General features: G+C 56.4%; 14 protein-coding genes. 11 read left to right on the top strand and 3 right to left on the bottom strand.

Translation table 11 applies throughout. The features are described from left to right. Window positions 1-29 precede the first annotated feature (29 nt). Entirely contained in the window at window positions 30-1295 is a 1266-nt protein-coding gene (locus Fuma_RS06300) for a tagaturonate epimerase family protein (protein ID WP_077023386.1), read from the top strand. 10 nt (window positions 1296-1305) lie between these two features. Then, entirely contained in the window at window positions 1306-1731 is a 426-nt protein-coding gene (locus tag Fuma_RS06305) for a cytidine deaminase (protein ID WP_077023387.1), read from the top strand. Here the strand turns inward: Fuma_RS06305 and Fuma_RS06310 are convergent. After that, window positions 1712-2245 (bottom strand): CinA family protein, encoded by a 534-nt coding sequence (locus Fuma_RS06310; protein WP_077023388.1) that lies wholly within the window; start codon window positions 2243-2245, stop codon window positions 1712-1714. The genes Fuma_RS06305 and Fuma_RS06310 overlap by 20 nt on opposite strands. Window positions 2246-2262: 17 nt before the next feature. On the opposite strand from Fuma_RS06310, the gene Fuma_RS06315 reads away from it, so the two are divergent. Beyond that, complete coding sequence (locus Fuma_RS06315; RefSeq protein WP_077023389.1) at window positions 2263-2892, top strand: nucleotidyl transferase family protein; 630 nt, start codon at window positions 2263-2265, stop codon at window positions 2890-2892. Window positions 2893-3249: 357 nt separating this feature from the next. Further along, window positions 3250-5892, top strand: a complete 2643-nt coding sequence (locus tag Fuma_RS06320) for a protein-disulfide reductase DsbD family protein (RefSeq protein ID WP_077023390.1) — start codon at window positions 3250-3252, stop codon at window positions 5890-5892. Window positions 5893-6087: 195 nt separating this feature from the next. Here the strand turns inward: Fuma_RS06320 and Fuma_RS06325 are convergent, their stop codons facing one another. Continuing rightward, a complete protein-coding gene (locus Fuma_RS06325; protein WP_083731846.1) occupies window positions 6088-6753 on the bottom strand; it encodes a DUF3467 domain-containing protein in 666 nt (221 codons plus the stop codon). A gap of 206 nt (window positions 6754-6959) precedes the next feature. Between Fuma_RS06325 and Fuma_RS06330 the strand changes: the two genes are divergently transcribed. The 5 genes from Fuma_RS06330 (at window position 6960) to Fuma_RS06350 (ending at window position 12272) form a co-directional block, all read left to right on the top strand. Further along, on the top strand, window positions 6960-7301 hold the full coding sequence (locus tag Fuma_RS06330; RefSeq protein ID WP_077023391.1) for a histidine triad nucleotide-binding protein: 342 nt from the start codon (window positions 6960-6962) through the stop codon (window positions 7299-7301). A gap of 135 nt (window positions 7302-7436) precedes the next feature. Continuing rightward, window positions 7437-8468: a DUF3500 domain-containing protein gene (locus tag Fuma_RS06335; protein ID WP_077023392.1), complete on the top strand. Its 1032-nt coding sequence runs from the start codon at window positions 7437-7439 to the stop codon at window positions 8466-8468. A gap of 29 nt (window positions 8469-8497) precedes the next feature. Further along, on the top strand, window positions 8498-9760 hold the full coding sequence (locus Fuma_RS06340) for a M16 family metallopeptidase (protein WP_077023393.1): 1263 nt from the start codon (window positions 8498-8500) through the stop codon (window positions 9758-9760). A gap of 196 nt (window positions 9761-9956) precedes the next feature. Beyond that, window positions 9957-11189 carry a M16 family metallopeptidase gene (locus tag Fuma_RS06345; RefSeq protein ID WP_077028143.1) on the top strand — a complete coding sequence of 411 codons (1233 nt, stop codon included), beginning with the start codon at window positions 9957-9959 and terminating at the stop codon, window positions 11187-11189. Window positions 11190-11198: 9 nt separating this feature from the next. Then, window positions 11199-12272: a mannose-1-phosphate guanylyltransferase gene (locus tag Fuma_RS06350; RefSeq protein WP_077023394.1), complete on the top strand. Its 1074-nt coding sequence runs from the start codon at window positions 11199-11201 to the stop codon at window positions 12270-12272. Window positions 12273-12313: 41 nt separating this feature from the next. Here Fuma_RS06350 and Fuma_RS06355 read toward each other — a convergent pair whose 3' ends face one another. Then, window positions 12314-13474, bottom strand: coding sequence for a hypothetical protein (locus tag Fuma_RS06355; RefSeq protein WP_077023395.1), 1161 nt, complete (start codon window positions 13472-13474; stop codon window positions 12314-12316). A gap of 1836 nt (window positions 13475-15310) precedes the next feature. Between Fuma_RS06355 and Fuma_RS34575 the strand changes: the two genes are divergently transcribed. Both Fuma_RS34575 and Fuma_RS06370 read left to right on the top strand, forming a co-directional pair. Continuing rightward, window positions 15311-15607, top strand: a complete 297-nt coding sequence (locus Fuma_RS34575; RefSeq protein ID WP_077023397.1) for a hypothetical protein — start codon at window positions 15311-15313, stop codon at window positions 15605-15607. Window positions 15608-15834: 227 nt separating this feature from the next. Continuing rightward, window positions 15835-17040: a glycosyltransferase gene (locus Fuma_RS06370; RefSeq protein WP_077023398.1), complete on the top strand. Its 1206-nt coding sequence runs from the start codon at window positions 15835-15837 to the stop codon at window positions 17038-17040. Window positions 17041-17465: the final 425 nt, after the last annotated feature.

Here is a 17465-nt window from a genome sequence, read left to right on the forward strand (position 1 = left end):
AGTAACAACAAGAAAGAAACCCTATCACCATGTCATGCGTACCACTTGGACTTGCCCCGTCTTTTGGCTTTGGCGACCGAATCGGCCTTGCTACACCTGGCCACGTCGAATCGATGAACCGGGCGGGCAGCGGCATTGAACCCATTTATCCGCAGCAGTCCATTCGCGAAATGACTCGAACTCAGCGAACCGCGCAGCAGGTCATGGACGACGCGTTGAACGGTGCAAAGGCCGCTGGCTGGAAGGGAAAAATCGGCGCGGATGCCGATCACCTGAAAACGCCGGACGACGTGGACGTCACGGCCGCCGTGGGATTCACCTTCTTTACGATTGACCCCTCTGACGACGTCGACCAGGCGGCGGACGACTATGACGAAGCCACCGTTCGGTCGAAATTCGAATCCGTGAAGGATTTCGCCGGCTGGTATGATTCTTATGTTGGCAAATCTGTCGGGCTGGCGACGGGTACAAAGATCGAACTGACCGAAGCGGCGTGCATGCGAGCTGCCGTCAAGTACGGGAAAGCGATCGCTCGCGCGTTGAGCATGGGCGACTACATCAAGAAGGTTCATGAAGACGCCGGCAAAGATTACGAAATCGAACTTTCGGTCGACGAAACCGAACAGCCGACAACCCTGGCCGAACACTACATCATCGCCGACCAGTGTCTGAAAGGCGGTATGAAACTGGTGAGTCTTGCACCGCGATTTATTGGCGATCTGGAAAAGGGAGTCGACTATAAGGGCGACCTCACAGCGCTGGAAGCGTCGCTTGGCGAACACGCCGCAGTCGCCACGTTGCTAGGCGGCTACAAGTTGAGCCTTCATTCGGGGTCGGACAAAGTTTCGATGTACTCGTTGTTGTCCAAACAAACCAAAGGGCAGTTTCATGTGAAGACGGCCGGTACCAGTTATCTGGAAGCACTGCGAGTTGTCGCTCGCCACGATGAAGCGTTGTTCCGTCAGATCATCGACTTCGGTCGCGCACACTACGACGTCGACAAAGCCACTTATCACGTTTCCGCAACGCTCGCTTCTGCGCCCGCACCGGCCGACGTCAGCGATGTGCTGGAATTGGAACGTGAATATCTGGAGTTGTGGTCGGAAGTGCCGGAAGGCAAAGGCTTCACGAAACCCGGCCGCCAGATTCTGCATTGCACGTTCGGATCGACTCTGACAGATCCGACTCTGGGACCAGCCGTCCGGTCAGTGCTGGAAAGTCATCCGGACACATACACCGAAGTGCTGGCCGACCATTTTGAACGGCACTTGCGAGCGTTGCAGGCGGGAATGTAAGAGTACCAGCATGTCAGGCACGTCAACACTTTCGCTGCCACCCGATTGGGAACGCCTCGTCGCCGCATCACGTAACGCGCGATCGATGGCATATGCTCCTTATTCCAACTACGCCGTGGGAGCAGCAGTGCTGACGGACGACGGTCAGATTTTTTCAGGCTGCAATGTTGAGAACGCGTCGTACGGACTGACAGTGTGTGCGGAACGAGTGGCCGTGTGTTCGGCGGTGGCGGCCGGGTTTCAAAAGTTCGCTGCCGTCTGTGTTTCATTGACGGGGATGCCGGTGCCGTGTGGTTCCTGTCGCCAGTTCCTGAATGAGTTCAATCCACAGATGATCGTTTTGCTCGACGACCTGGATCAGCCTGCGGAGAACTCGCCGGAATGCGTGCGGCTGTCCGACCTGTTGCCTCGCGCGTTCAAGCTGGATTCGATTTAACAGCGTCCACGCAGAACTGCATAACCAACCGCACCGCCATTGCCTGGCGTCGCTGTCGTAGCTCAACTTCATCGTTGAGCGAAGGCAGCAATTCGTCCAGAAGCAAACATTTCGACACAAGCGTGGGCTCGCCGTTTGTTCGGATCGCTACCGTCGACCATGCAGTTCCGTCCTGTTCCGGCGGCGCGTCGGGGCCGAGGTGGCCGGTGACACTGGCGGCGATCGTTGCGTGCGGTGTCAATTGAAGAACGCCGCTGGCCATCTGCTGGCTGACGATTTCGCTAACCGGACCAGGATTCTGCAGCAGATCGGCATCTACGTCCAGCCAGGCGGACTTTGTTGCCAGTTGATACACAACAGCGGAGCCAGCCAGCCATTGTGAGATGCCTGGAATTCTTCCCAAAGTTGCGGCGATCAGACCCGCCGTACAACTTTCGGCGAATACAATTTGATGTCCGGTTAGCTGCAATTGTTGCTGCAACCGGGCCGCTATTTCATCGTTCGTAACCGTCATGATGTTTTCCCGAGTCCATGCCTGATCGCGACAATTGTTTTAAACTTCTGTTGCCGCAGGCCGAAACGCCGATTGTGGTGTATCAAAATGGGCGAGCCACGTCAGGCATGCAGCGTTTGGACCAGGTTGCCGTGCTTCCGGGATCGTTTAACCCGTTGCACGCAGGGCACCGTCGCTTGAAAGCCGTGGCGGAAGAGAAACTCGGGCGTCAGGTCGTTTTCGAATTGTCGATCGCGAATGCGGAGAAGCCGTCGCTGAATGTCGCAGATGTTCGGCAGCGATTGCGACAGTTTCACGACGATTCAATCGCGGTGACTCAGGCACCTTTGTTTCAGCAGAAAGCGAGCTTGTTTCCGGGCTGTTGTTTTGTTGTCGGATTCGACACTGCCAGGCGAGTCCTCGATCCGCGTTTTTACGACAACGACGTTCTAAAACTACGTGATTGCCTGCAGTTGTTTCGAGAGTCCGGCCATTCGTTTCTGGTGGCAGGCCGGGTTAATCATCGCGGGGACTTCTGCGGCGTTGAAGAACTTTCTGTGCCGAACGAGTTTCAAGCGATGTTTGTCGGCATCGCGGCGACGGACTTTCGCGAAGATGTCAGCTCGACGCGGCTTCGCAGAGAACACGGTGAAGCTGCCGACGGATGATGCAAACGAATGTCATCGGCTTTCGACAGGTGGTCATGCCGACCGCAGATTTCTCCCAGCTTCCTCAACCGATTCCCCTTGCCAAATTCAGACGGCGGTGAGAAAAATAAGGCAACCGGCTGAATCCACCGGTCAATTCAGGCAATTCTCGCAATATACGCCGTAAACTTACGGGTATTGATAAGCTACGGCAACCAGTGAAGTGGGGAACAAAATCACATAGAATTCCCTGTAAGGTTCGGAAAGGCAATAATGTCATAAGGCCGAACTAACACATAGCTTATATGATATCTTGCGCCGCCGGGCCGCTGCTGCCACGAATCCATTCGCCCGCACGTGAGTTCACGAAGGTACAACATGCTTCGATACTTCACCCCTCTGATGCTTTGCTGCGCGATGCCGTTTTTGGCGATCGCTGACGAAAACCTGCCCAATCTGTTTGACGGCGGATTCAACGTTGGTCCGGCCGGCGCTATGGATGGGGTCAAGATTTCTGCCAAGCTGGTGCCCGTTTCCCAGACGTCCGTGGACGTCGAGGTGACCGTACTGGTGCCCCCGAATCACTACATCTACTCGACGAATCCGTCATTCGGTGCGGCGACAACGATCAAACTGAAGGCTCCTGCTGGTTTTGAAAACGTCGGCGCAATCCGAGCTGATCATCCGCCGAAGAAGGTCAAAGACCAGTATCTGGGCGACGTCGAAAAATTCTTCGGCAAAGTGACATGGACGCAGCGGATTCGTTCGGCGGCGGGAACGCTGCAGCCAGGTTTGCAGATCTCCGGTGAGTTAAGTGGACAGTATTGTTCTGCCGGTGAAGACGGGCGGTGCAACATTATCCGCAAAGAGAAGTTCGCAGCGTCGCTGCCGGTCGATTTCAATGCGGCAACTTTACCTGCGGAAACCGTCAGCTCTACGGGAGGCTCTGAGGCCGCTCTGACGTCATCGCCTGGCAACACGCAAACAGTCGTGCCCAAAATGCGCATGCCGGGCGGAGGACAGGAAGCTCCGATTCGCTATGAAGTGTCGCTCACGCCCAAAGACGCCCAAATCGGCGACGAAGTGAAACTGGCCGTGAAAGCAACCATCAGCCCGTCTTACCACACATTTTCCGTGACTCAAACGGGACTCGGCGGCGAACCGACGACGATTGACCTCAGCGATATTCGCGGTCTTGAGCCCGTCGGTCAGACAACGTTTCAGCCGTCAACCCCGCCGGAAATCGAACGACCGCTGCCGGATATGGTGCTGGAAACTCACCACGACACGGTCACGTGGACCCGACGCTTTACGCTCACTCACGCAGCGGCCAGCGTAAAGGGCAGCATCAAGTTTCAGGTGTGTGACGCTAAGAACTGTCAGCCCGGCCCGAAAACAGACTTCGCCGTGAACATCGGCGATCCCACAGTCACGCCGACCGCCAACCTGGCGATGGAAGCAAGCGACGGAGTCGACAACAACCCAGCAGGTGCCGACAGTGTCTTGACGCTGGCCGGACTCGGGCCATTCATTATCTCAGCCTTTGGTGCCGGATTCCTCGCACTGTTAACGCCGTGCGTGTTTCCGATGATTCCGATCACCGTCAGCTACTTTCTGAAGCAGGGTGAAGAACGACCGGGTTCGACGTTGAAGCTGGCGATCATTTATTGTTTGGGGATCATCGGTGCCTTCACAATTTTAGGACTGCTAGTAGCCGTCATCGTCGGCCCCGGCGCACTGCAAGCGCTGGCCAACGGACCGTGGCTGAACCTCGCTTTCGCGGGCATCTTCATTCTGTTTGCGTTGATGCTGATGGGCATGTTTGAAATCCAGATCCCGTCATGGGTACTGAATTGGTCTTCACGCAAACAGGACAGCGGCGGGATTGTCGGCGTCCTGTTCATGGCCGTGACGTTCACACTGGTTTCCTTCACGTGTACATTCGCATTCGTCGGTTCATTGCTGGCGTTGGCCGCAGATGGAACATTCATGAAGCCCATCGTGGGGATGCTGGCCTTTTCCACAGCATTCGCGTCTCCGTTTTTCGTGCTGGCGATGTTCCCTGCCATGCTTCAGAAACTGCCCAAGAGCGGCGGTTGGATGAATTCCGTGAAGGTGACGCTGGGACTGTTAGAACTGGTGATTGTGGCCAAGTTCCTAAGCGTCGCTGACGTCGGCTTCAGCCCGAATGGTATGCCTCGCTTTCTGGACTTCTCACTGGTGATCGGCATGTGGATTGCCATCACAGCGGTCACCGGCGCTTACCTGCTGGGACTATACCGGATGCCACACGATACGCCCGGAAATTCGGTGGGCGCAATCAGATGTCTATTCGCCATCGGCTTCCTCGGGATTTCTGCCTACATGAGCATCGGACTGGTCGGCGCGCGTGCTCCCAGCGGTGTCATCTGGCAGCAAATTGCAGCCTTCGCGCCTCAACGATTCGACAAGCCAGCTGGCGGTGGCGGCGGTGGTCACGAGGGACTCGACTTTTCGCTGGACTTCGATGAAGCCGTGGTTTCTGCATCTGAAGCGAACCGTCCGCTGTTTGTCGACATCACGGGAATTAATTGTCACAACTGCCGAGTGATGGAGCAGACGGTGTTGTCACAGCAGAGTATTCAAACGATCCTTGAAGAACTCGAACTGGTGCAGCTCTACACCGACAGCGTGCCGATTGACAAAAGCCCCGAAGAACGTGAACGACTGCTAGAGCGAAACCTGAAACTACAGGACGAGCTGGTCGGTCACACGGGAATCCCAACCTACGCGGTTGTGAGCCCGGATGGCAAAAAAATCCTGTCTTTGGTCAGCGGTCAGAAAAGTGCCGATGAGTTCGCTAAGTTTCTGAAGGCCGGCATTTCCAAATGGAAGTCCGCAGGCGATGCCACTAGCGCAATGGAACGAACAGCGACAGCCGATCCCCGCGGTGCTGGTACATCTGGGATTCGGCTTGGTGGGTTGGGCTACGGAAGCGGTCAATCCAACGACGCCGTCACACAAACCAGCTTTCAGCCGTAGTCGCCTTGTGATCGCGAAGATTGCTGGCAGTACGGATTCAGCGGTTTGTGGCCCGACTCTCCGAGTCGGGGTGTTGACCTCGCCGACTCGGAGAGTCGGGCCACAATTTGTCCTCAACTGCTGATCAGCGTTGTTCGAGACCACACTACACAAAAGAAGCCCGGCATTTTTGACATGCCGGGCTTTTCTGTGCGCCTAATTGTTTTCCGGGTGGTAGCCGTACGGTGGTTCGTCCGGCGGCGGATCGGGCGGGGGTGGCGGTGAACCCGGTGGCTGGCCCTGCGGTTTTTGTTGGAATTGCTGGAACGAATGCTTCAGCGAATCCAGCAGCCGTTTCGCGTTCGGAGCCGCCACGAAGACTCGGCTGGACACGGCCGACCTCGGGAAAAAGGTCGTGATGAAGTCCAATGAGAATTCAGAGGCCGTGTGACCAATCATCACCGCGTTGGCATAGACGCCGGACATCGTTTCTTCCGAAAGCTTCAACTGGTCGTATAAGTCCTGCGCCGACTGTTTGGGCGCATCGGGCGGCGGCACGGGTGGTGTGGGCAGCAGGATTGGGCCGAACCGGTCTTCGTGTTTGCGGATGTTTTCCTGCAGTGCCTGAATGAACTGAGCCACCACGGCGGGAGGCATGATGATTCTGGCGGCCACCTGCTGCGGCTGTTGCATTCGCAGCAAAAAGTCGACGATGAATTCGTGCTGGCCCTGCAGAACGACGGCTCCGGTACTAAAAATACCGCGAGCGACATGGGCGGGCACCAGCGCGCCGACGTGGCTGTGCCGGACTTCCTGACTTTGTGGCTGATCGGGCGAGTTTTCGTTCTCGTTTTCGTCGTAATTCGGGGGATCGTCTGACATGTACGAAGGTTCTATTTCTGGCTGGCAGGGCAGCGAACGCGGAAATGATGTCGAAACACGCCCTAAGTCTAACGGGAAGTCATGTGAAAGACAGCGGCCGTTGCACATCCGCTGGAGTTTTGGCGGCTAACTGCTAACCTCCGCAGTTCGGATCGCGATGCCGTGACCCGACCTTCCGTGACGCTAACTGACTCAGCTGCTGAGACATCGAAGTGACCATCTTCACCAAAATTACTAATCGCGAAATACCAGCGGATATCGTTTATGAAGACGACCTGTGCCTCGCCTTTCGCGACGTTAATCCGCAGGCGCCAACTCACGTGCTGCTGATCCCTAAGAAGCCGCTCGTGTCACTCGATAGTTTCGCAGAAGAAGATTCTGCTCTGGCCGCGCATTTGTTATTGAAGGTGCCGAAAATCGCCGCTGACCTTGGCCTAAGCAACGGCTATCGGACGGTGATTAACACAGGCGAAGAAGGAGGGCAGACGGTTTTCCATCTTCACATTCACATCCTCGGCGGAAGGAACCTCGACTGGCCGCCTGGCTAAACGCTGTTTCGCTGGACACCGGTTTTAGCGGTGAGATCCTCCATCTGCCGTTGAACTGTTGGGACAGGAAGCCCCACCCCAAAATCCACACCCCATTTGTATCTCACCGCCCGAATCTCAGAGAGTCTCTGCCCAATGCCAAACACACCTCGACGGCTTGTTGCCACCACTCTTTCGCTGTTTGCCATTCTTGGCGCCACAGCCTGCCACGCTTTCGAAACGGAAGCTCAACCAGGAGCCGCGATGGCTCAATCGGCGGCACGTTTTCTGGAGACGCTGGACTACAGCCAAAAACTTCAGGCCACGTTTAGCTACGAAGATCCTGAGCGTATCAATTGGCACTTCATTCCGCGCGAACGAAAAGGCGTGGGCCTGTGGGACCTGAAAGGTGCTGCGTTCGATTCTGCCAATGCACTGGTCGCGTCAGGACTGACGGCAGCTGGCTACCAAACGGTGTTGCAGGTGCGAAGCCTGGAAGAAGTGCTGTATCTATTCGAAGGAGGTGACGAAGCAGAACGCCGCACGAAACGACATCCTCACAAATACTATATCAGCATCTTCGGTAATCCGGCTGGCAAGTCAGTCTGGGGCTGGCGGTTTGAAGGTCATCATCTGTCGCTGAACTTCAGCATTAAAAACGGAAAGATCATCAGCAGTACTCCGGAATTTATCGGAGCGAACCCCGGGCAGATCGATGCCGGACCGGGCCGCATACTGCGAGTGCTCGGCAAACGAGAAGACGTTGCTCGACAGCTTCTGAAGGCCGCACCGGACGATCAGCAGTCGAAGTTATGGCTGTCAAAAGAAGCGCCAAACGACATTCGCGGTGGTGGGATCGCTCAACCTGTGGTTGATGACGCAAAGGGAGTTCGCTACGCCGATATGACACCTGAACAGCAGAAGCTGTTAAAGGATCTGTTGGCCGAGTACCTGACCGCGATGCCTGCGACAGTTGTGAAGCAACGTATGCAGCAGATTAACAAGGGCGGCATGGACGACGTTCACTTTGCCTGGTGGGGCGGTTCAGAATTGAACGAGCCACATCACTACGTCGTGCAGGGCCCGACCTTCATTATCGAGTACAACAACACTCAAAACAGCGCCAATCACGTGCACGCCATCTGGCGAAACCTGGCTGGGGATTTCAACCTGCCAGCCACCGAATAGATCAAACCCGGGGAAGACCAAACCGCTTTATGACCAGTCAGAAATTCGAGTCCTTTCAGCTCACAAACGGCTTGCGAGTTGTCGTGCAGACCATGTCCGGTCTGCAGTCGGCTGCGATGACGTTGATGGTGCCTGCGGGTGCTGTCTACGATCAACGTGGAAAATCGGGCACCGCCGCCATCCTGTCCGAAATGTTTCCGCGCGGTGCGGCTGCGATGTCGGCGCGTGAGCTGTCGTCCGCGATGGACAACCTGGGCCTGCAGCGCAGCGTGTCAGGCGGGTTGAGTTACATCACGTTCTCCACCGCTACGACGGCAGACCGGATCACCGACGCGGTACCGTTGATTGCTTCGATGGTGCTGAATCCGCATCTCACGGATCAGCAGTTCGGGCCAGCTCGTGAATTGGTTCACCAGGCGTTGAACGCGATGGAGGATGAGCCGAAACAGCAGTTGGGCCACTTCCTGCGGCGGTGTTCTTATCCGGCTCCGTGGGGCAATCCGGCGGAAGGCACGATGGCTGATCTGCCGGGCATTTCACTCGATGACATTCAGCAGCACTACAATAAGTTCGTGACGCCTCAGGACGCGGTGGTAGGCGTCGCAGGCAACATCAGTGCGGCAGAATTGCAACCGGTCATCGAAGAAGCATTCGCAGCATGGCAGCCCGGCGAATCCTTCACACCGGCCATTGGACGCGTCGAAGATTCGCCCAAGCATATCGAACACGATTCGGCTCAAACACACATCGGAATCGCGTGGGACACCGTCCCGTATCGCCACGAACGCTACTTCGAAGCGTGGGCGGCCGTGAGTCTCCTCAGTGGTGGCATGAGTTCCCGGCTATTCACAGAAGTGCGCGAAAAGCGGGGCCTCTGCTATGCCGTTTCGGCGTCGATCAACACGCAACGAGACCGAGCTCGCGTATTCGGTTATGCTGGCACCACAAACGAACGAGCTCAGGAAACGTTGGACGTCATGGTGGCAGAAATTCGCCGACTGCATGAAGACATCACCAATGAAGAACTGCAACGCTGCAAGGCGCGAGCGAAGAGTGCATTGATCATGCAGCAGGAATCCACGATGTCACGTTCCAGCTCGTTGGCTCGCGATACACTGCATCTGGGACGCGTTCGCGAACTGGAAGAAATTCGCACCAAAATTGATTCGCTCACTGTGGACCAGGTGCGAGATTTTGTCGTGGACTACGCTCCGTCGTCAATGGTACTGGTCACGATCGGCCCGGAAGCCCTTGACCCCGCCTGCGTGTCCGCTCCGGCCGCAGTGGTGTAGCAGGGCATCGGGCTGGAAGCCGTCCGAACATCTCGCGAAAGAGTCACAAGGCGCAGTCTCCGAATAGAACGCGTGCTAATCTGTGCGGCCAGGCGACCGACAGAAGAATCGTTCCAAACTTCGTGGCGGCAATCAGCCGGCTCACAACGAAAACACTGAAGCTGGAAGCCTCAGCCACAACAGAAGACACCCGACTATGCAGTTTCACCAGCACGTACTCCCCAACGGTCTGCAAATTGTGGCCGAGATGAATTCATCGGTTCACAGCGTTGCGGCCGGATTTTTTGTCCGCACTGGTTCTCGCGACGAAACGGAAGATGTTTCCGGGGTCAGCCATTTTCTGGAACACATGGCGTTCAAAGGCAACGGGAAATTTGCCGCTGACGACGTCAACCGAATCTTTGATGAAGTCGGAGCGAACTACAACGCGTCTACCGGCGAAGAAGTCACGATGTACTACGCCGCCGTACTGCCGGAGTATCTTGACACGACGATGGAACTGCTGTCTGTGCTGATGCAGCCGTCGCTATCGCAGTCTGACTTCGACATGGAGAAAAACGTCATTCTGGAAGAGATCGGAATGTACGACGATCACCCGTCGTTCACAGCCTACGACAACATCATGGCTGCTCATTTTTCCGGTCATCCGCTGGGCCAAAGTATTCTGGGGACCAATGAAAGTATTACCGCTCTTTCGGCCGAGCAGATGCGAGTCTACCACGCCGATCGTTACAAGGCTGGAAACATTACTTTGGCTGTCGCGGGCAACACGGATTTTGATTCGCTGCTGGCGCTGATCGAGAAGCACTGCGGGAGTCTCCCGGCCGGTGCCTGCGACCGTCCTCTGCCCGAAGTGAAACCGGTCGATTGCATCAAGCTGGTGCACCGCGAATCCAGTGTGCAACAACACATCATGCAAATGGGGATCGCGCCAAAGGGTTCTGAAACGCTGAGGTTCGCGGCCGAATTGTTGGCGGTTGTGGTGGGCGATGATTCCAGCAGTCGCCTGTTCTGGGACCTGGTCGATCCGGGCTATGTGGAATCCGCCGACCTGGGCTACAACGATTACGATGGCGCCGGAACGTGGATGACGTATTTAAGCTGCATGCCGGACGACGTCGAAAAGAATATCGCTCGCATGCACAAAGTTTTCGATGACGTTAATCAGGGCGGGATCACGGCTGAAGAACTTGAGCAGGCGAAGAACAAAGTGGCGTCACGAGTCGTCCTGCGAGGCGAACGACCGATGGGGCGACTTTCTTCGCTGGGCGGCAACTGGGTGTACCGCAAAGAGTACAACTCAATTGCCGACGACCTTGCGATTGTGCGAGGGCTCTCACTAAAAGACGTGGCCGAGTTATTGGAGAAGTACCCTCTGAAGTTCAACACAACAGTCGGCGTTGGGCCTCGCGAGAAACTGGAGCTGTAAGGAATAGCAATGCTACATGCCGTGATCATGGCCGGAGGAAGTGGGACTCGCTTCTGGCCGCAAAGCCGACAGAAGCTTCCCAAACAACTGCTGCGTCTGGCGGGCGACCGCACGATGATTCAGCAAACGCTTGACCGCTGTGGAGACCTGATTCAGCCTGCTCAATCGTGGATCGTCACGAACGCGGTTCAGGCTGAACAAACACGCGAGCAACTTCCTGAACTGCCTGCCGACAACGTACTGATCGAACCTGCGGCTCGCAACACGGCTCCTTGCGTCGGTCTGGCCGCGATTCACGCGCTCAAACGCGACCCAGGTGCCATCATGTTCGTGATGCCAGCCGATCATGTGATTGGCCCGAATGAAGTGTTTCAGGCGGCAGCGAAAAAAGCCGTGGCTGTCGTTGAAGCAGATCCCAGTCGGCTTGTGCTGTTCGGCATCACGCCCGACTTCCCGGCGACTGGTTACGGCTACATCGAACGGGCGGCCCCGCTGGACGGTGTCGATGGCGCGTTCGAGGTCCAGGCGTTTCGCGAAAAGCCGGAACTGGCCGTTGCCGAACAATACCTGAAGTCAGGCAGCTTCTATTGGAACTGTGGGATCTTCTGCTGGAAAGCCGCCACGATTCTGGAGCAATTGAAACAGAACGAACCCGACACATGGGATCGACTGCAAACGCTGATGCAGGCGATTGACACGGAAAACTACGACAGCGTGCTGGCCGACCAGTTCCCTCAGATGAACAGCATTTCTATCGACTACGCCGTGCTGGAACAGGCGAAGGGTGTGGCCGTAATCGAAGCCCCCTTTTCATGGGACGACGTCGGCAGTTGGCTGGCGGTCCCGCGATTGTCAGGCAGCGACGAAAACGGCAATACCACCGACGGCAAGCATACGGGCGTCGATACGAAAAACTGCATCGTCCGTTCGACCGACGATCACCTGGTCGCGACGCTCGGTGTAGAAGACCTGATCATCGTACACACGCCCGATGCCACGCTGGTGGCTCGCCGCGACGATTCAGAACGAATCAAGGAGTTGCTCGAACGGTTAAAGCAACAGGGCGACGACAGCTATTTGTAAGCGACGTGTCGCCGCGTAATTGGCTAAGCGATTGCCACTCGCTACTTGCGAATAGGCGCTGAAGCGGGCGGTGCCTTCGACGGCGAAGAGGCTGCGGAATTGCCGTTCACGCTTGAGTCCGCTTCGTATTCGGTGTCTGTACTTGAGTCGGCCGCAATCTCTGAATCGTTGCCTCGCACAACTTCATCGGACGCTGGCGACATCCCACGTTGATTGGCAACGATTCGGCCATTCCCGGTCGGTGCAGGCATTGGTCCTGTTGGTTGAGAAACAGCGACCACCGGCACGCCTTCTTTTACGCGATGCAGCGAATCTGCGAATCGACGGAACTCACCAGAATCCGACAACGCAACCCGGTCCGGTCGGCGGGTGTGCGGAAGCGGCATCGCCTGACTGGTCGAGGCGGTCTGCCTGCGTCTTGCCGCCTGAATAAGTTCATCTCGCCGATGCGGTGGCACACCTTCCATGCGGCTGGCAAGCTGGTCGATCCACTCCGGCTCTTTTTCCGCCGCCTGTGACATCATCTTTGCGTACAGTGAAACTTCAAACGCGTTGCGATCCAGAATCGAATTGGTCACCCGGGACGCCATTCTTGCGACGGCGTCCACTGCGCCGGATGGAAAGTGAATGAACGTTTCGACCTGCTGATTGACAAGGTCCGAACCGTCCTTGCCCTTCACAAATCGGTATTGTAGCCAAACCAGCGCAGAGGCGTGAACGGCACCCGGCAGCAGAGGACTGGTATATTTTCCCTGCACGATAAACAGGCATTGGTTGTTGTCGCGCCACAGCACGTCGGCGATACCTTCCGACCCGTCGGCGGCTGAGGCTTCGTATTCAAACTTGCCGGTCTGCCGCATGTTCAACTTGGAAATGCCCATCACTCGCCAAGTACTCACGGCGACATCCGGATGACTGATAAGGTACTGATAGATTCCGGTGTCAACGCGATATTGCAGGCTGGGCATCCGGCGGTATTGCGATAGGTCGTTCAGTATTTCAGACGCACGCTGCCGTGATCGAGGTGACATGCGAGCCCACGGAATGCGGCTCTTAGTGTAGTTCAGCATGTCTTTGTCTGACGTACCTTCAGCCAGCACGTGAACACCGACTCGTTGAGCCATGTCTTCCAGCTTTTCAGCGTCGGCCGTCGACGGCAACGTCAGTCCGAAGACGACAGAGGTCGCGACAACTGCGCGCATGCACGCAGTCAATGTTGACGGTACCTTCCCCATCACGCCGGCAGCTCCCCACTGGTCGTCGTTCCAATCCCCGGTCCATCAGTCGTCAATCAACCCCTGCAGCATTGCTGCCCTGTTCTGAATTCGGACGCCCATCCGAGGTTCAAAACTACTGTCGTCTGATGATCTGCGCGAAGCGTCGGTTTCCGACTGCAGTTCGCGTCTACTACTGATTCGGGAATTGCGGCGACGTCGCGACACTCAATTCCGGACGCGGCGTTCAGATTTTGCAGCGCCGCCGCGACGGATTTCGACCGGACCGCAGAAAGCAACAAAGCAGGCTCAACCCGGACACGCTGGCGACTCACGGTCTGGTAAGGAATCATGCAACAGGTGTTATCTGCCGGAAATTCACCGTGCGGCGCTGCGGGAAATCCATCAGGCAAGCGAAGTTGTTGCTCTGGGCGAGCGACTGCCGCGTCGTAGACGCATCTAACTCGCGGGTGTGGTCAATCCCCTGGCCCGCTGCCTTCTTCACTATCGGCAATTGCAATTGCAGTTGGAGTCGCAACAAGGACAGTCCCAGCGGCCCCAGCGAGTCACGTCCCAACAGGGGCTGAAACAGTGATCAAGGTGCGGTTCGGACTCGGCGTACGCGTCGACCACGTCGCAGTAGTGTTCTGTGCAGGGCACACAATGGCAGCCGACACTGCCGACGGCCAGTAGGCCTGCCGCAGCCAGCAGAATGAAGCGTTTCATCGGTGAACTCCTCCGTGATATTCAAACAGCGCCGACTGGTCGATTGTCGTCCTGACGTCGACCGGCGAACACTTGTGGCGTCGCGTGTCGAAGACCGCTCGCTGTTCACTTCATCGCGTTTGAGCCATACCAGGCTTCAGAATCGCCTCAACCTGCGGCGTAGAATCGAGCAGCGGCTTTCAGACATCAGACAGAACCGCTGAAACCGCTACAGATTTCCATGGCCAGCCGTGTGGGAGTACCTCGGTTTGCATGGTGTTGCATCGTTTGGCAATGCAACACCATGCAAAGCGAGACATATCGACATCCATTCAGGCATTTCCATTCACGAGGCTCTTGCGACATCTGCATTTATGCACCGGCAATTCCCGCCGAAACGGGAGGGCGGTCGATTGACGGGGATCGATCTTGAACTGCCAAACACGCCCATCAGCGCACGTAGCGTGGGCGTCTGATGATACGTGTTATGCAAGTTGCGATTACGAACCGTCGGCGGTGGTGTTTCCGCGGGCGGCGAAAGCACGCTAGCGGCAGGTTGAGTCGAAGTTTAGAACGGCTTGCGGCAGTTTGATGCGTTTTCGAAACGTCGCGTTTCGGCAACAGAGCTTTCAAATCGGCAACAGCTCGCAACAACAAAGTGGGAACGGAGCAAACCGGGCGAAAGCGATTTGGCTATGGATTTCCTTCGGGAATACTCTCAAAAACAAGTTCGTGCAGACGTCGTTCTGCATTAAACGTCACTGAGAAATTCCTTTTGGGAGAGATGAACGATGTCGCGTCTGTTTGCTCTGCTCGCGGTTGCGAGCGTCGCTGTTTTGAGTGTTCCGGAAACCGTTGAAGCCGGCCTGTTTGGCTTCTGTAAACCAAAATGTGAACCCGTCTGCTGCGAACCGGTTTGCTGCGAGCCTGCTCCTGTCTGCTGTCCTGCACCAGCCCCGGTTTGCTGTCCGCCTCCGGCACCCGCGTGTTGCCCAACACCAGTCTGCCAGCCAAAGTGTGGATTGCTGAAACGAATGTTCTCATGCCACAAACGTCAGCACTGTGCTCCTGCACCAACCTGCTGCCCAACTCCAGCCCCCTGCTGCGGTTCAGCACCGTATGGCTACGGCGTCGCTGCTGACGGACCTTTCTGGTTCTAATTCAACCGCCAAAAATCTGACACAAACGAAATGGCCGATCCGATGGCGGATCGGCTTTTTTCGTTTCGTGACTGCGGATGCGGAGACACAAGCCGCGGCGCCGCGCGAAGGCGAGGTCGTCGCTTGTGGACGACTGCGTTACCATCAGAAGCGGAAGGCGGGAGCACTGCTGTGTTGCTACTTCGGCCAGCAGGTTTTCTGCGCGACGCAGGGAGTCAGTTTCTGGCACGGGCTGTTCGTATTGCGTGGCCTGTAAGCGGCATTTGGGCCAGAGACGAGCTGACTCAACCCGGCAATGTTTCAATCCACTCCCGTGCATCGGAAATGCATGCAACCCGACACCGCGAATTGTTTTGACTGGCAGCGTTTCATGTTCGCGAAGCACTGGCAAAAATCTGGAAGAGTTGCGATAGCAGCATCCAATCTGCGGCGTCATCATTCGTCGCTGACAGCTTCTATCGATAGATCCGTTCGGTGACCGCGATGCACGTCTTATTTGTCCACCAGAATTTCCCGGCTCAGTTCGGGCACATTGCCGCTCACTTAGTGAAGCAGCATGGCCACCGCTGTACGTTTGTGTCGGAGAAGCCTTCCGGTCATGTGGGCGGCATTGAACGGATTCAGTACTCGGTCACAGGAGGCGCTCGCGCATCGACTCACTTTTGCAGCCGCACGTTCGAGAACCAAATCTGGCATTCTGCTGCGGTGATGGATGCACTGAAGAATCGCCCGGACATTCAGCCAGATTTGATCGTGGGACACACCGGATTTCTGTCGACCGTATTTCTGCGAGAACTGTACGACGTTCCACAGATCAACTACTTCGAATTCTTCTATCGCACTCAAAATTCGGACATCGACTTCCGCAGCGATCTCCCTCAGTGCGGACAGGAAGAACGGATCCGAGCACGCATACGAAATGCGGCGCTGCTACTGGACCTGGACAACTGCGACGCGGGCTATTCACCGACAGTGTGGCAACGAAATCAGTTACCGAAAGAATTCCATACCAAGGTGCAGCCGATTTTCGACGGGATCGATACGTCATTTTGGAAACCTGTCGACGTCGTGAGCCGAACGATCGCAGGGCTTAATATTCCCGCCGACATGAAAGTTGTGACCTATGTCAGTCGAGGCATGGAATCGATTCGCGGATTTGACATCTTTATGAAAGTGGCGAAGCGTCTGTGTGACATGCGGTCGGATGTGGTGTTCATCGTGGTCGGCGAAGACCGCATCGCCTATGGTGGCGATGCTCGCTTTACGAACGGCAAGACCTTTAAGCAGTGGGTCCTGGAGCGGGATGACTACGACCTGAACCGCATTCGATTCACGGGCCGGATCGCTCCAACAGACCTTGTGCGACTGTTTTCTTTGTCCGATCTGCACCTGTTTCTTACGGCCCCGTTTGTCCTGTCCTGGTCGCTGTTTGATGCTCTCGCGTGCGGCGCCACGGTCTTGGCATCCAGTACCGGGCCAGTCATGGAACTGGTGAACCACGAGCAAAACGGCCTGCTAACAGACTTCTTCGACGTCGATTCGTGGGTGGAAGCGGCGGCCGCTGTGCTTGATGAACCGCAGGCTTTTGCTCATTTGGGCGCGGCAGGTGTTGAGACAGTTCGCCGTCAGTTCAGCATGGACGTCTGCCTGCCAAAGCTGCTGGACATGTACGCACGAACACTTATGTAAGTGTGTGCACCTGCACTCTACACGCTTTCGCATAAAAGTGATTACGGGTTGAATTCATGACCCACTGCGGCTACCGTAATTCTCGCTGCGCGGCCTGTGCAGTGCAGCAAACGCCGTCAATTCCTTCAGATTACGCACCACTTGACACCCATTGACGGTCTTAACGCTCGGGCCAATTCGCAAGGCAACTTGTCATTGGCCGTTGACTAAGTGATGGTCGTGCATTCCCGCACTTGAGGGACGCTGCGGCCGATGAGGTCCGTCGTGGTAGAGATTCCCCCTTGCGGATTGGCTGGTTGCCGTTTGCCAAAGACGAAGGTGCCGGACACATGTGAGCCTCCCGTAGCTCAGCATGCGCACCTCTCGTGGCGGGAATTCCCGACCAAACTCGATGGTGTTCACGTAGGCCGGTTCTGTCCACCCGC

The organism is Fuerstiella marisgermanici, assembly GCF_001983935.1.
Classification (GTDB): domain Bacteria; phylum Planctomycetota; class Planctomycetia; order Planctomycetales; family Planctomycetaceae; genus Fuerstiella; species Fuerstiella marisgermanici.

Excerpts from the sequence above, each read along its gene's own strand:
- Fuma_RS06305 (WP_077023387.1), top strand. The coding sequence starts at position 1,306 with ATGTCAGGCACGTCAACACTTTCGCTGCCACCCGATTGGGAACGCCTC.
- Fuma_RS06350 (WP_077023394.1), top strand. The coding sequence starts at position 11,199 with ATGCTACATGCCGTGATCATGGCCGGAGGAAGTGGGACTCGCTTCTGG.
- Fuma_RS06335 (WP_077023392.1), top strand. The coding sequence starts at position 7,437 with ATGCCAAACACACCTCGACGGCTTGTTGCCACCACTCTTTCGCTGTTT.
- Fuma_RS06300 (WP_077023386.1), top strand. The coding sequence starts at position 30 with ATGTCATGCGTACCACTTGGACTTGCCCCGTCTTTTGGCTTTGGCGAC.
- Fuma_RS06315 (WP_077023389.1), top strand. The coding sequence starts at position 2,263 with ATGCCTGATCGCGACAATTGTTTTAAACTTCTGTTGCCGCAGGCCGAA.
- Fuma_RS06310 (WP_077023388.1), bottom strand. The coding sequence starts at position 2,245 with ATGACGGTTACGAACGATGAAATAGCGGCCCGGTTGCAGCAACAATTG.
- Fuma_RS06320 (WP_077023390.1), top strand. The coding sequence starts at position 3,250 with ATGCTTCGATACTTCACCCCTCTGATGCTTTGCTGCGCGATGCCGTTT.
- Fuma_RS06325 (WP_083731846.1), bottom strand. The coding sequence starts at position 6,753 with ATGTCAGACGATCCCCCGAATTACGACGAAAACGAGAACGAAAACTCG.
- Fuma_RS06370 (WP_077023398.1), top strand. The coding sequence starts at position 15,835 with ATGCACGTCTTATTTGTCCACCAGAATTTCCCGGCTCAGTTCGGGCAC.
- Fuma_RS34575 (WP_077023397.1), top strand. The coding sequence starts at position 15,311 with ATGGCTACGGCGTCGCTGCTGACGGACCTTTCTGGTTCTAATTCAACC.
- Fuma_RS06345 (WP_077028143.1), top strand. The coding sequence starts at position 9,957 with ATGCAGTTTCACCAGCACGTACTCCCCAACGGTCTGCAAATTGTGGCC.
- Fuma_RS06340 (WP_077023393.1), top strand. The coding sequence starts at position 8,498 with ATGACCAGTCAGAAATTCGAGTCCTTTCAGCTCACAAACGGCTTGCGA.
- Fuma_RS06355 (WP_077023395.1), bottom strand. The coding sequence starts at position 13,474 with ATGCGCGCAGTTGTCGCGACCTCTGTCGTCTTCGGACTGACGTTGCCG.